General features: G+C 71.5%; 12 protein-coding genes. All 12 read right to left on the minus strand.

Features of this window, described 5'->3' with window-relative positions; genetic code table 11:
* Window positions 1-526 (minus strand): primosomal protein N' family DNA-binding protein (locus tag AC13HU_RS16320; protein WP_483042595.1); only part of this gene is annotated, 526 nt, incomplete at its 3' end.
* 163 nt (window positions 527-689) lie between these two features.
* Entirely contained in the window at window positions 690-1,907 is a 1,218-nt protein-coding gene (gene metK, locus AC13HU_RS16325) for a methionine adenosyltransferase (protein WP_483042596.1), read from the minus strand.
* A gap of 372 nt (window positions 1,908-2,279) precedes the next feature.
* Window positions 2,280-3,503 (minus strand): bifunctional phosphopantothenoylcysteine decarboxylase/phosphopantothenate--cysteine ligase CoaBC, encoded by a 1,224-nt coding sequence (coaBC, locus tag AC13HU_RS16330; RefSeq protein ID WP_483042597.1) that lies wholly within the window; start codon window positions 3,501-3,503, stop codon window positions 2,280-2,282.
* Window positions 3,504-3,619: 116 nt separating this feature from the next.
* Window positions 3,620-3,895, minus strand: a complete 276-nt coding sequence (gene rpoZ / locus AC13HU_RS16335; protein WP_483042598.1) for a DNA-directed RNA polymerase subunit omega — start codon at window positions 3,893-3,895, stop codon at window positions 3,620-3,622.
* Between the two features lie 90 nt (window positions 3,896-3,985).
* Window positions 3,986-4,609 carry a guanylate kinase gene (gene gmk, locus AC13HU_RS16340; RefSeq protein ID WP_483042599.1) on the minus strand — a complete coding sequence of 208 codons (624 nt, stop codon included), beginning with the start codon at window positions 4,607-4,609 and terminating at the stop codon, window positions 3,986-3,988.
* Between the two features lie 118 nt (window positions 4,610-4,727).
* Window positions 4,728-5,051 carry an integration host factor gene (locus AC13HU_RS16345; RefSeq protein WP_103887661.1) on the minus strand — a complete coding sequence of 108 codons (324 nt, stop codon included), beginning with the start codon at window positions 5,049-5,051 and terminating at the stop codon, window positions 4,728-4,730.
* A gap of 257 nt (window positions 5,052-5,308) precedes the next feature.
* Window positions 5,309-6,223 carry an orotidine-5'-phosphate decarboxylase gene (pyrF, locus tag AC13HU_RS16350; RefSeq protein ID WP_483042600.1) on the minus strand — a complete coding sequence of 305 codons (915 nt, stop codon included), beginning with the start codon at window positions 6,221-6,223 and terminating at the stop codon, window positions 5,309-5,311.
* Window positions 6,220-7,323: a quinone-dependent dihydroorotate dehydrogenase gene (locus tag AC13HU_RS16355; RefSeq protein ID WP_483042605.1), complete on the minus strand. Its 1,104-nt coding sequence runs from the start codon at window positions 7,321-7,323 to the stop codon at window positions 6,220-6,222. The genes pyrF and AC13HU_RS16355 overlap by 4 nt, the downstream gene beginning before the upstream one ends.
* Window positions 7,324-7,428: 105 nt before the next feature.
* Window positions 7,429-10,746: a carbamoyl-phosphate synthase large subunit gene (gene carB / locus AC13HU_RS16360; protein WP_483042601.1), complete on the minus strand. Its 3,318-nt coding sequence runs from the start codon at window positions 10,744-10,746 to the stop codon at window positions 7,429-7,431.
* On the minus strand, window positions 10,739-11,908 hold the full coding sequence (gene carA / locus AC13HU_RS16365; RefSeq protein WP_483042602.1) for a glutamine-hydrolyzing carbamoyl-phosphate synthase small subunit: 1,170 nt from the start codon (window positions 11,906-11,908) through the stop codon (window positions 10,739-10,741). The genes carB and carA overlap by 8 nt, the downstream gene beginning before the upstream one ends.
* Window positions 11,905-12,513 carry a PH-like domain-containing protein gene (locus AC13HU_RS16370; RefSeq protein WP_483042603.1) on the minus strand — a complete coding sequence of 203 codons (609 nt, stop codon included), beginning with the start codon at window positions 12,511-12,513 and terminating at the stop codon, window positions 11,905-11,907. Before AC13HU_RS16370 ends, carA begins: the two co-directional genes overlap by 4 nt.
* A complete protein-coding gene (locus AC13HU_RS16375) occupies window positions 12,510-13,796 on the minus strand; it encodes a dihydroorotase (RefSeq protein WP_483042604.1) in 1,287 nt (428 codons plus the stop codon). Before AC13HU_RS16375 ends, AC13HU_RS16370 begins: the two co-directional genes overlap by 4 nt.
* Between the last annotated feature and the right edge of the window lie 49 nt (window positions 13,797-13,845).

A 13,845-nucleotide genomic window follows, 5' to 3' on the forward strand; every position in this document is an offset into this window, starting at 1 on the left:
GCACGGCGAGCTGCACCACGTCGGCGAGCGCGCCCGCGTACCGGTCGGCGACCTGGCGGCACAGCCGCAGCAGCGGCGCGGTGAGTACGGGCTCGGTGGACAGCACCTGGGCGAGCGGGGCGAGCGGGCCGGCGTAGTCGCTGTCGGTACGGCGCTCGACGACGAAGCCGTCGTGGAGGGTGCCGCCCTCGCGGCGGCCCTTGACCACCCGCGCGCCGAACCGGACCCGGACCCGGACGCCTGGCCGGGCGTCGGCGTCCATGGCGGCGGGCACCGCGTAGTCGAAGAACTGGTCGAGGTGGACCAGCCCCTTGTCGACCAGTACCCGTGCCACCGGCAGGCCCTCGGCGAGCGCGGCCCCGCGCCAGGTACGCGGCTTCGCCCGGGGCTGCTTGGACTTGCGGACCGTCTCCCGGATCAGCGCAAGCTGCTCCCCGCTCCCGGTGCTCTGCTCCGCCTCGGAGGGCTCGCCGCCCCCGGCTGCCTCCTCAAAGGCCCCCCGGTCGGGTCCGTTTTCGCCGCTCACCCTGTGATTCCTACCAGACGCCTACGACAGCACCGCGCCCCTGGACGGGTGCGGCTCCTCCGCGAAGGAAGAGCGCGCACCCCCAGGGGCGCGAGGACGCGACAAGCCACCGTCTACCGCAAGGTCCGGGAACCGTGCTCCAGAGGCTCGGCGGGCGGACCCGCTACAGGCCGGCGGCGGCGCGCAGCGCGTCGACCCGGTCGGTCTTCTCCCAGGTGAAGTCGTCCAGCTCGCGGCCGAAGTGGCCGTACGCGGCGGTCTGGGCGTAGATCGGCCGCAGCAGGTCCAGGTCGCGGATGATCGCGGCCGGGCGCAGGTCGAACACCTCGCCGATGGCCTGCTCGATCTTCTCGACGTCGACGTTGGCGGTGCCGAAGGTCTCGACGAACAGGCCGACCGGCTCGGCCTTGCCGATCGCGTACGCGACCTGGACCTCGCAGCGCGACGCCAGCCGCGCGGCCACCACGTTCTTCGCGACCCAGCGCATCGCGTAGGCGGCCGAGCGGTCCACCTTGGACGGGTCCTTGCCCGAGAAGGCGCCGCCGCCGTGCCGGGCCATGCCGCCGTACGTGTCGATGATGATCTTCCGGCCGGTCAGACCCGCGTCGCCCATCGGGCCGCCGATCTCGAACCGCCCGGTCGGGTTGACCAGCAGCCGGTAGCCGTCGGTGTCGAGCTTGATGCCCTCGTCGAGCAGGGCCTTCAGCTCGACCTCCACGACGAACTCGCGGATGTCGGGGGTGAGCAGCGACTCCAGGTCGATGTCGGAGGCGTGCTGCGAGGAGACGACGACGGTGTCCAGCCGGACCGCCTTGTCGCCGTCGTACTCGATGGTGACCTGGGTCTTGCCGTCGGGCCGCAGGTAGGGGATGGTGCCGTTCTTGCGGACCTCGGTGAGCCGCTTGGACAGGCGGTGCGCCAGCGTGATCGGCAGCGGCATCAGCTCGGGCGTCTCGTCGGAGGCGTACCCGAACATCAGGCCCTGGTCGCCCGCGCCCTGCTTGTTCAGCTCGTCCTCGTCGGCCTCGGCGCCCTCGACCCGCTTCTCGTACGCGGTGTCGACGCCCTGCGCGATGTCCGGCGACTGCGCGCCGATCGACACCGAGACGCCGCACGAGGCGCCGTCGAAGCCCTTCTTCGAGGAGTCGTAACCGATCTCGAGGATCTTCCCCCGCACCAGCGAGGCGATGTCCGCGTACGCGGTCGTGGTGACCTCACCGGCGACGTGCACCTGGCCGGTGGTGATCAGCGTCTCGACCGCCACCCGCGAGGACGGGTCCGCGGTCAGCAGGGCATCGAGAATGGTGTCGCTGATCTGGTCAGCGATCTTGTCGGGGTGACCTTCGGTCACGGACTCCGAAGTGAACAGACGGCGGGACACATCGCTCCCTGGGGTTGCAGCGGCTGCTGGCTCAAGCTCGGTGGAGTGCGGTGGGGCTGCGCCCGGCGCTCCGCGGCCAGCTTAGCGTGAGCGCCCCGGGGACGGACCAGGCATCTCGTTCTTTGGATATGCCGCAACCTGCACCTCGATGTCCGCTCGTCGTCCACTCCCGGCCTGTCCGTCAGCCGATCGTGTCCCTTGCGGTGACCGTCGAAGACCGCTCCCGGCGGCGTGCGGCGGCCCGTGCGGGGCGCGGCCCGACCGCCTGGTGCGGGGCGGCGGGCAGCCGCGACCGCGCACCTCACAGGCCCGCCGCGCTTCGCTCATTTCACCGGCTGTTCATGAACAGACCGTTGCTGACCAGCTGGCCGCTCACTCCTGAGCGCGCTGGGCCAGGCGGGCGGCGACCAGGTCCCAGACCTGGTCCGCCAGCGCCTCCTTCGGCCCGTGCGGCACCGGCGTGGCGCTGCCGTCGGCGCCGAGGATCACCGCTTCGTTGTCGTCGGTGCCGAACGCCTTGCCACCGCCGACTTCGTTGACGACCAGCAGGTCACAGCCCTTTCGGGTGAGCTTCGACCGGCCGTTGACCAGCACGTCGTCGGTCTCGGCGGCGAAGCCGGCCACGATCTGCCCGGGACGGGCGCGGTGCGCCGACAGCTCGGCGAGGACGTCGGGGTTGCGGACCAGCTCGACCGGCGCGGGTCCGGCGCCGTCGTCGCGCTTCTTGATCTTGCTGGTGGCGTACGCGGCCGGCCGGAAGTCGGCGACGGCCGCGGCCATCACCACCGCGTCGGCGTCGGCGGCGGCCGTCAGCACGGCCTCGCGCAGCTGCTCGGCGGTGCCCACGGCCACCACGTCGGCGCCCGCGGGGTCGGCCAGCGCGTCGGTGTTGGCGGCCACCAGCGTGACCCGGGCGCCGCGCGCGACGGCGGTACGCGCCAGGGCGTACCCCTGCTTGCCCGAAGAGCGGTTGCCGAGGTAGCGCACGGGGTCGAGCGGTTCGCGGGTGCCGCCGGCGCTGACCACGACGTGGCGGCCGGCGAGGTCCGGTGCGGCCACGCCCCGGGCGAGGGTGCGGCGGCAGACCTGGTAGATCTCGCCCGGGTCGGGCAGCCGGCCCTTGCCGGTGTCGACGCCGGTGAGCCGGCCGACGGCCGGCTCGATGACCACGGCGCCGCGGCGGCGCAGCGTGGCGACGTTCTCCCGGGTGGCGGGGTGCTCCCACATCTCGGTGTGCATGGCGGGCGCGAAGACCACCGGGCAGCGGGCGGTGAGCAAGGTGTTGGTGAGCAGGTCGTCGGCGAGGCCGTGCGCGGCCTTGGCGAGCAGGTCCGCGGTGGCGGGTGCGACCACGACGAGGTCGGCGTGCTGTCCGATCCGCACGTGCGGGACGTCGTGGACGCCGTCCCAGACCCGGGTGGAGACGGGCCGGCCGGACAGCGCGGCCCAGGTGGCCTCGCCGACGAAGTGCAGCGCCGCGTCGGTGGGCACCACCTGGACGTCGTGCCCGGACTCGGTGAAGCGGCGCAGCAGTTCGCACGCCTTGTACGCGGCGATCCCGCCGCTGACACCCAGTACGACCTGTGGCCTGCCCATGCCCGCTCCGCTCCGCCGCGCCGTCACACTGCCGTGCTCACTCCATGCCACACCCCATGACACACCACGGGCCCGGCGGTCGCTCCGCCGGGCCCGTGCAGTGTGCTGTGCTCACCTCACTGGGTGGGCGGTGCCTCGACGGCCTCGGAGGTCAGCAGGCCGGCGTTGATCTCGCGCAGCGCGATGGAGAGCGGCTTCTCGTGGACGTGGGTGTCCACGAGCGGACCGACGTACTCCAGCAGGCCCTCGCCGAGCTGGGAGTAGTACGCGTTGATCTGGCGGGCGCGCTTGGCCGCGTAGATCACCAGGCTGTACTTGGAGTCCGTGGCTTCGAGCAGCTCGTCGATCGGCGGGTTGATGATGCCCTCGGGCGCGGTGATGGAAGAGGACACGCTCTACCTACCCCTACTTGTGGAAGGACTTCTGGGCGACGCCCCCAGACCGGGGGCTCGCTGCCGGGTGACCGCGCGGTGCTCGCGAGGTCACCCGATTTTCATCAAGGCTAGCAGCTCACGCGCTACATCCTCGACGGAGGTGTTGACAAGCGTCTCGTCGAACTCGGACTCGGCGGCCAGTTCGACCTTCGCGACCGCCAGCCGCCGCTCGATCACCTCGGGCGACTCGGTGCCGCGGCCGGTGAGCCGGCGGACCAGCTCGTCCCAGCTCGGCGGGGCGAGGAAGACCAGGTGCGCCTCGGGCATCGAGGAACGCACCAACCGCGCGCCCTGCAGGTCGATCTCCAGCAGTACGGGCACGCCGGAGGCGAGCCGGTCGAGCACGGCGCGACGCGGCGTGCCGTACCGGTTGCCGGCGAACTCCGCCCACTCCAGCAGTTCGCCGTTGGCGACGAGCTTGTCGAACTCGTCGTCGTCGACGAAGTGGTACTGCACCCCGTCGCGTTCACCGGGGCGAGGTCTGCGGGTGGTGGCGGACACCGAGAGCCATACCTCGGGGTAGGACGCGCGCAGATGGGCAACGACCGTGCTCTTCCCGACCCCGGAGGGGCCGGAGAGCACGGTCAGTCGCGGATGTCTGACCGGGGCGGCCGGGGAAGCCCCCTGCGAGGCGAGGGGCTTGGCCGCTCCCGGTGAGGCTGGAGAACTCATGAAGCGATTATCCCCGGTTCCCGAGAGCGGCGGGAACCGGAGTCGCGACCGTGTCCGACGGACAGCGCCGTCCCGCCGCGAGGCGGGCGACATCCGTCAGGCAGGGCCTAGGCGCGGTCTAGGCGGGGGCGCCGCCGAACTCGCGTTCCAGGGAAGCGATCTGGTTGGAACCCAGGCCACGCACCCGGCGACTCTCGGAGATGCCGAGCCGCTCCATGATCTGCTTGGCGCGGACCTTGCCGACGCCAGGAAGGGACTCAAGGAGGGCGGAGACCTTCATCTTGCCGATGACATCGTTCTCCTGGCCCTGCTTGATGACATCGTGCAGGCTGGCGCCGGAGTGCTTGAGCCGGTTCTTGACCTCGGCGCGCTCCCGGCGAGCCGCGGCGGCCTTTTCGAGCGCGGCAGCGCGCTGTTCAGGGGTAAGGGGCGGAAGAGCCACGCCTACGTCACCTCGGATGTAGAGCAATCGGATAGGGAGTACGAGCCGACCGGGGGTACCGGTCGACCTGCGGCGCACCTGGGCGGCGCGCTCCTGTCGGAGACTAGCGGTCCCGGCGGCCCAAGTCAGCGAGAACAGATGAAAAGTCCTGGTCAGACTCGATCCAGCGGGATATACGGGACAAACCGGAACAGGTTTCGGCGTCAATGTGCTCGGTTGTTGAAACCGGCCCTTTTTTTGGTCGATTTCTCGCCCTATTACCCGCTGGTAATACCGCCTGATTCACCCGTGCCGGTCACGGTCGCCCGCACCTGATCCACATACGCTCGTACCGATTTCAACAAAGCAGCCGGGTCGGGTCCGTGCCGCAGCACATCCCGGCTCACGCTCGGCAGCACGTTCGGCAGTGCCGCCCCGAAGAGCGCCGGCAGGTCGGCCGGGGTCGCGCCCTGGGCGCCGACACCGGGGGCCAGCAGCGGGCCGTTCACCGCGAGGTCCGCGCCCGCCTCGGTGAGCGTCGCCCCGACCACCGCGCCGACCGAACCCAGCGGCCGTACGCCCGCGTTCTCCGCCGCGATGGCGTCCAGCATCACCTGCGCCACCGACCGGCCGTCGGCCGCGGTCGCCCGCTGCACCTGCCCGCCCTCCGGGTTGGAGGTCAGCGCGAGTACGAACACACCCGCGCCCGCCGCCGCGGCGGCGTCCAGCGCCGGGCGCCGCGACTCGAAGCCCAGGTAGGGGCTGACCGTCAGCGCGTCGCTGAACAGCGGGGAGCCCTGGTCGAGGTAAGTGGCCGCGTACGCCGCCATGGTGGAGCCGATGTCGCCGCGCTTGGCGTCCATCAGCACCAGCGCGCCCGCCTCCCGGGCCCGCGCCACCGCCTTCTCCAGCACCGCGACACCGCGCGAGCCGAACCGCTCGAAGAACGCGGACTGCGGCTTGAACACCGCGGTGTGCTCGCCCAGCGCGTCCACCACGGTCAGCGCGAAGCGCTCCAGGCCGGCCGGGTCGTCGGGCAGGCCCCAGTCGGTCAGCAGCCGCGCGTGCGGGTCGATGCCGCCGCACCGCGGCCCCCGGACGTCCATCGCCCGGCGCAGCCGGGCGCCGAAGGGCTCGGGCTGCCCGGACCCCGATCCGGGGGCGCCCTCCTGCGGGATCGTGCTGCCGGTCATGCGGTCACCTTCCGGGAGTCCGCGCCGACCGCGTCGGCGAGGGTGGCGTACGGGCTCGCCGCCAGCCGCGCGGCCAGCCCCTTGTGCATGCCGCGCATCCAGAACGGGCCGCGGTAGATGAAGGCGGTGTACCCCTGGACCAGGGTGGCGCCGGCGAGGATGCGCTGCCAGGCGTCCTCGGCGTCCTCCACGCCGCCGACGCCGACCAGGGTGACCCGGTCGCCGACCCGGCCGTACAGCCGGCTCAGCACCTCCAGCGAGCGGGCCTTGAGCGGCGCGCCCGACAGCCCGCCGGTCTCCGCGGTCAGCGCCGGGTCGGAGCGCAGGCCGTCCCGGCCGATCGTGGTGTTGGTGGCGATGATGCCGTCCAGGCCCAGCTCGACCGCGAGGTCGGCGACGGCGTCGATGTCCTCGTCGGCGAGGTCGGGGGCGATCTTCACCAGCAGCGGCACCCGGCGGGTGGTGACCGTGCGGTCGGCCGCCTCGCGCACCGCCGTCAGCAGCGGGCGCAGCGCGGCGGTGGCCTGGAGGTCGCGCAGGCCCGGGGTGTTCGGCGAGGACACGTTCACCACGAGGTAGTCGGCGTGCGCGGCCAGCCGCTCGGTCGACGTCACGTAGTCCGCGATCGCGTCCTGCTCCGCGACGGCCTTGGTCTTGCCGATGTTGACGCCGACGGTGGTCCGGAAGACCGTCCTGCGCGCGGCGAGCCTGGCGGCCACCGCCACCGACCCGTCGTTGTTGAAGCCCATCCGGTTGATCAGCGCGCGGTCGGCGACCAGCCGGAACAGCCGCTTCTTCGGGTTGCCCGGCTGGGCCTGGGCGGTGACGGTGCCGATCTCCACATGGCCGAAGCCGAGCATCGCCATCCCGTCGATGGCGACCGCGTTCTTGTCGAAGCCGGCCGCCAGCCCGAACGGGCCGTGCAACCGCAGGCCCAGCGCCTCGGTGCGCAGCGCCGCGTACCGGGGCGCCAGTGCCGCCGCGACGAACGTCCGCAGCACCGGCACCCTGACGACCGCCCTGATCCACCGAAAGGCGAGGTGGTGCGCCTGTTCGGCGTCCATCCGCCGGAACACCAGCCCGAAGAAGACCTTGTACATCGCTTCGCCCGTCATCTCGTCATAAGTCGTAGGAAAGTGCGCCCCGCAAGGGCGCGAAATGCCCTCGCGGGGCGCACCCGACAGGGGCCCCGCGAGGGCACCCGCCTACTCGGCCCGGGCCAGCGCCAGCGACGCCGCGTGGTCCTGGAGGGACCGCACCCCGATGTCGCCACGCGTCAACGCGTCGATGCCCTGGACGGCGGCGGCCAGCGCCTGCACCGTGGTCAGGCACGGCACTCCGCGGGCTACGGCGGCGGTACGGATGTCGTAGCCGTCGAGCCGGCCGCCGGTGCCGAACGGGGTGTTGACGATGAGGTCGACCTCGCCCTCGTGGATGAGGGTGACGACGGTGGGCTCGCCGTCGGGCCCGGTCCCCTCGCTCTGCTTGCGGACCACCCGCGCCTCGATGCCGTTGCGGCGCAGCACCTCCGCGGTGCCGGAGGTGGCCAGCAGCTCGAAGCCGTGCTCGATCAGCGCCCGCGCCGGGAAGATCAGCGCCCGCTTGTCGCGGTTGGCGACCGAGACGAACGCGCGGCCCTTGGTGGGCAGCGCACCGTACGCAGCGGCCTGCGACTTGGCGTAGGCGGTGCCGAAGACCGCGTCGATGCCCATGACCTCGCCGGTGGAGCGCATCTCCGGGCCGAGGATGGTGTCCACGCCGCGGCCCTGCACGTCGCGGAAGCGGCTCCAGGGCAGCACGGCCTCCTTGACGGAGATGGGCGCGTCCAGCGGCAGGGTGCCGCCGTCCCCGGTGGCGGGCAGCAGCCCCTCGGCGCGCAGTTCGGCGACGGTCGCGCCGAGCGAGATCCGGGCGGCGGCCTTGGCGAGCGGCACGGCGGTCGCCTTGGAGGTGAAGGGCACGGTGCGCGAGGCGCGCGGGTTGGCCTCCAGCACGTAGAGGATGTCCCCGGCCAGCGCGAACTGGATGTTGATCAGCCCGCGCACCCCGACGCCCGCGGCGATGGCCTCGGTGGAGGCCCGCAGCCGCTTGATGTCGTGGCCGCCGAGCGTGATCGGCGGCAGCGCGCACGCGGAGTCGCCGGAGTGGATGCCGGCCTCCTCGATGTGCTCCATGACGCCGCCGAGGTACAGCTCGTGGCCGTCGTAGAGGGCGTCGACGTCGATCTCGATGGCATCGTCGAGGAACCGGTCGACCAGCACCGGGCGGGTCGGGCTGATCTCGGTGGACTCGGCGATGTACGCGGCCAGCCGTGTCTCGTCGTAGACGATCTCCATGCCGCGCCCGCCGAGCACGTAGGAGGGGCGGACCAGTACCGGGTAGCCGATCTCGTCGGCGATCGCCTTGGCGCCGGGGAAGGAGGTGGCGGTGCCGTGCTTGGGCGCGGGCAGGTCCGCCTCGGCGAGCACCCGGCCGAACGCGCCGCGGTCCTCGGCGAGGTGGATCGCCTCGGGCGAAGTGCCGACGACCGGCACGCCGTTGTCCTTGAGGGCCTGCGCCAGGCCGAGCGGGGTCTGCCCGCCCAGCTGGACGATCACGCCCGCGACCGGCCCGGCGAGGGTCTCGGCGTGCACGATCTCCAGCACGTCCTCCAAGGTGAGCGGCTCGAAGTAGAGCCGGTCGGAGGTGTCGTAGTCGGTGGAGACGGTCTCCGGGTTGCAGTTGACCATCACGGTCTCGTACCCGGCGTCGTGCAGCGCGAAGGAGGCGTGCACGCAGGAGTAGTCGAACTCGATGCCCTGGCCGATCCGGTTGGGCCCGGAGCCGAGGATGATCACCGCGGGCTTCTCGCGCGGCGCGACCTCGGACTCCTCGTCGTAGGAGGAGTAGAAGTACGGCGTGCGGGCGGCGAACTCGGCGGCGCAGGTGTCGACGGTCTTGTAGACCGGGCGGATGCCGAGGGTGTGCCGGACCTCGCGCACGACGTCCTCGCGCAGGCCCCGGATCGCGGCGATCTGGGCGTCGGAGAAGCCGTGCCGCTTGGCGTCGGCGAGCAGTTGCGGGTCGAGCCGGTCGGCGCCGGCCAGCTCGTCGGCGTACTCCTTGATCAGGAAGAGCTGGTCGACGAACCACGGGTCGATCTTCGTGGCGTCGAAGACCTCCTGGGCGGTGGCGCCGGCCCGGATCGCGGTCATCACGGTGTTGATCCGGCCGTCGGTGGGCACGCCCGCCGTCTCCAGCAGGGCGTCCTTCGCGGCCGGGTCGACCGGGGTCGCGAAGTCGAACTGCGAGCCCTTCTTCTCCAGCGAGCGCAGCGCCTTGTTCAGCGCCTCGGTGAAGTTGCGGCCGATCGCCATCGCCTCGCCCACGGACTTCATGGTGGTGGTGAGGGTGGCGTCGGCGGCCGGGAACTTCTCGAAGGCGAACCGCGGCACCTTCACCACCACGTAGTCCAGGGTGGGTTCGAAGGACGCCGGGGTCTGCTCGGTGATGTCGTTGGGGATCTCGTCGAGCGTGTAGCCGACGGCGAGCCGGGCGGCGATCTTCGCGATCGGGAAGCCGGTGGCCTTGGAGGCGAGCGCGGAGGAGCGGGAGACCCGGGGGTTCATCTCGATCACGATGACCCGGCCGTCCTCGGGGTTCACCGCGAACTGGATGTTGCAGCCGCCGGTGTCGACGCCGACCTCGCGGATCACCGCGATGCCGATGTCGCGCAGGATCTGGTACTCGCGGTCGGTGAGCGTCATCGCGGGCGCGACGGTGATGGAGTCGCCGGTGTGCACGCCCATCGGGTCGAAGTTCTCGATGGAGCAGACGACCACGACGTTGTCGTGCTTGTCGCGCATCAGCTCCAGTTCGTACTCCTTCCAGCCGAGGATGGACTCCTCCAGGAGCACCTCGGTGGTCGGCGACAGGGTCAGGCCCTGGCCGGCGATCCGGCGCAACTCGGTCTCGTCGTGCGCGAAGCCGGAGCCGGCGCCGCCCATGGTGAAGGAGGGCCGGACCACGACCGGGTAGCCGCCGAGGGTGTCGACGCCGGCCAGCACGTCGTCCATGGTGTGGCAGATCACCGAGCGCGCGGACTCGCCGTGCCCGATCTTCTCCCGGACCGCCTCGACCACGTGCTTGAACAGCTCGCGGTCCTCGCCCTTGTGGATGGCTTCGACGTTGGCGCCGATCAGCTCCACGTCGTGCTTGGCCAGCGCGCCGCTCTCGTGCAGCGCGATCGCGGTGTTCAGCGCGGTCTGGCCGCCCAGGGTGGGCAGCAGCGCGTCGGGCCGCTCCTTGGCGATGATCTTCTCGACGTACTCGGGGGTGATCGGCTCGACGTAGGTGGCGTCGGCGATCTCCGGGTCGGTCATGATCGTGGCGGGGTTGGAGTTGACCAGGATGACCCGCAGGCCCTCGGCCTTGAGCACCCGGCACGCCTGCGTGCCGGAGTAGTCGAACTCCGCTGCCTGGCCGATGACGATCGGGCCGGAGCCGATGACCAGGACGGACTGGATATCGGTGCGCTTAGGCACGCTGGCCCTCCATCAGGACGGTGTTCATCAAAGACGTGAAGCGGTCGAACAGGTACGCGGCGTCGTGCGGGCCCGCGGCCGCCTCCGGGTGGTACTGGACGCTGAAGGCCGGCTTGTCGAGCAGCCGCAGCCCTTCCACCACGTTGTCGTTGAGGCAGACGTGGCTGACCTCGGCGCGCCCGTACGGGGTGTCGCTGACCTGGTCGAGCGGGGCGTCGACGGCGAAGCCGTGGTTGTGCGCGGTGATCTCGACCTTGCCGGTGGAACGGTCCTGCACCGGCTGGTTGATGCCGCGGTGGCCGTACTTGAGCTTGTAGGTGCCGAAGCCCAGCGCGCGGCCGAGGAGTTGGTTGCCGAAGCAGATCCCGAACAGCGGGGTGCCGCGCTCCAGGACCGCCTTGATGACGGTGAGGTCGGCGGTGGCGGGGTCGCCGGGGCCGTTGGACAGGAACACCCCGTCGGGCGCGGTCGCGTAGACCTCCTCGACGGTGGCGTTCGCGGGCAGCACGTGCACCTCGATGCCGCGCTCGGCCATGCGGTGCGGGGTCATGCCCTTGATGCCGAGGTCGAGGGCGGCGACGGTGAAGCGCTTGGTGCCGATCGCTGGGACGATGTACGCCTCCGCGGTGGCGACCTCGGCGGACAGGTCGGCGCCGGCCATCTCGGGGGCCTGCCGGACCCGGGCCAGCAGCGTGCCGTCGTCGCACAGCCCCCCGGTGCCGTTTTCGAGCGCGGGGCCGGAGAAGATGCCGACCCGCATGGCGCCGCGCTCGCGCAGGTGGCGGGTGAGCGCGCGGGTGTCGATGCCGCTGATGCCGACCACGCCCTGGGCGGTCAGCTCGTCGTCGAGGGAGCGGCGGGAGCGCCAGTTGGACGGGACGCGGGCGGGGTCGCGCACCACGTATCCGGCCACCCAGATCCGGCGGGACTCGGAGTCCTCGTCGTTGACGCCGGTGTTCCCGACGTGCGGGGCGGTCATGACGACGACCTGGCGGTGGTACGACGGGTCGGTCAGGGTCTCCTGGTAGCCGGTCATGCCGGTGGAGAACACGGCCTCGCCGAAGGTCTCCCCCACGGCCCCGTAGGCGCGGCCGCGGAAGGTGCGGCCGTCCTCCAGGACGAGTATGGCGGGCGCGGTGGCCGCCCGGGTGGAGGTCGTCATCGTGCGCCTTCCTTTTCGGTGCTGAATTCCACGGCTCGTTCGCCGCTCAGTTCGGTGATCGCCTCGACCCAGGACGGGTGCTCGGCGGCGTGCTCGGAACGGAAACCGGAGTCGATGAGGGTGCCGGCGTGCTCCCAGGTGACGACCAGGAGGCCGCCCTCGGGCAGCACCTTGCCGGCGATGGCCTGGTCGAGCCGGGCGCCGCGCAGGGCGGTCGTCGGCACCACGAATCCGGGTGCGCCGGTGCGCTCGACCAGCAGGCCGCGCCCGGTCAGGGTGAGCCGGGCCTTGCTGCGTACGCCGAGGCCGTGCGCGACGATCCGGTCCAGCCACTGCCCGGCGGTGGTCGAGCCGTGGTAGCGGCCGTCCATGACCAGCAGCGGCTCGCCCAGCTCGGCCGGGTCCTCGGGGGCGGGCGGCAGCTCGGGCAGGCCGCCCTGGAGGGTACGGCGCCACTGCCAGCCCTGCCGCATCAGCCAGTAGACCAGGCCGATCACCAGGGCGAGCCCGACGATCCAGCCGAGCCGGTCCGACCAGTGGGTGACCTTCGCGGAGTGCTTGCCGCTCTCGGCGGCCGTGGCCGCCAGCGCTGTCAGAGTCGTCACGTGAGCTTTCCGTCCATCACCGTCGCGCGGCCCCGTAGGAAGGTCGCGATGACCTGGCCGGGCAGCTCGCGGCCCTCGTAGGGGGTGTTGCGGCTGCGGGAGGCGAAGCCCGCGGGGTTGACGGTCCCACGGTATGCCGGGTCGAGCAGCACCAGGTTCGCAGGCTCGCCGACCGCGATCGGCCGACCATGCCCGGTCAGGCGCCCGATCGCGGCGGGCCGGACCGACATACGGTCCGCGACACCCGCCCAGTCCAGCAACCCCGTGTCGACCATCGTGTGCTGCACCACCGACAACGCGGTCTCCAGACCGACCATCCCCATCGCCGCCGCGGACCACTCGCAATCCTTGTCCTCATGCGGATGCGGGGCATGATCGGTCGCGACACAGTCGATGGTGCCGTCCGCCAGCGCCTCACGCAGCGCCATCACATCGGCCTCGGTACGCAACGGCGGATTGACCTTGTAGACCGGGTTGTAAGTACGGGCCAACTCGTCGGTGAGCAGCAGATGATGCGGGGTGACCTCGGCAGTGACGTCCCAGCCCTTGGACTTCGCCCACCGCACGATCTCGACCGACCCGGCCGTGGACAGGTGACAGATATGCACCCGGGACCCGACATGCGCGGCAAGCAGCACATCCCGCGCGATGATCGACTCCTCCGCGACCGCGGGCCAACCGGTCAGACCCAACTCGCCCGAGACGACGCCCTCGTTCATCTGCGCACCCTCGGTCAACCGCGGCTCCTGCGCATGCTGCGCCACGACACCGTCGAACGCCTTCACGTACTCCAGCGCGCGACGCATGATCACCGCGTCGTCCACACACTTGCCGTCATCGGAGAAGACCCGCACACCGGCCGCGGAATCGGCCATCGCCCCCAACTCCGCGAGCTGCCTGCCCTCCAACCCGACGGTGACCGCACCGACCGGCTGCACATCGCAGTAACCCGACTCCCGACCCAGCCGCCACACCTGCTCCACCACACCAGCGGTGTCAGCAACCGGGAACGTGTTCGCCATCGCGTGCACAGCCGTGAAACCACCGACAGCCGCCGCCCGCGTCCCGGTCAACACCGTCTCCGAATCCTCACGACCCGGCTCACGCAGATGTGTATGAAGATCGACCAGACCGGGCAGCAGGATGCGGCCCTCGCCCTCGACGAAGTCGGCGCCCTCGGCGGTGAGGTCGGTGCCGACCGCGGCGATGGTCCCGTCGTCGATCAGGACGTCCCGGGGCTCGCCGCCGATCAGCCGTGCACCGCGGATCAGGATCTTGCTCATGGTTACTTGCTCTCCTCGGTACGGGCGGCTTCGGTGGGGCGGGGGGTGT

This window comes from Streptomyces sp. NH27, from assembly GCF_056859195.1.

What these genes read in the sequence shown, in the direction of transcription:
- coaBC (WP_483042597.1), bottom strand. Translation starts at nt 3,503, where the DNA reads ATGGGCAGGCCACAGGTCGTACTGGGTGTCAGCGGCGGGATCGCCGCG.
- gmk (WP_483042599.1), bottom strand. Translation starts at nt 4,609, where the DNA reads ATGAGTTCTCCAGCCTCACCGGGAGCGGCCAAGCCCCTCGCCTCGCAG.
- pyrF (WP_483042600.1), bottom strand. Translation starts at nt 6,223, where the DNA reads ATGACCGGCAGCACGATCCCGCAGGAGGGCGCCCCCGGATCGGGGTCC.
- AC13HU_RS16355 (WP_483042605.1), bottom strand. Translation starts at nt 7,323, where the DNA reads ATGTACAAGGTCTTCTTCGGGCTGGTGTTCCGGCGGATGGACGCCGAA.
- carA (WP_483042602.1), bottom strand. Translation starts at nt 11,908, where the DNA reads ATGACGACCTCCACCCGGGCGGCCACCGCGCCCGCCATACTCGTCCTG.
- AC13HU_RS16375 (WP_483042604.1), bottom strand. Translation starts at nt 13,796, where the DNA reads ATGAGCAAGATCCTGATCCGCGGTGCACGGCTGATCGGCGGCGAGCCC.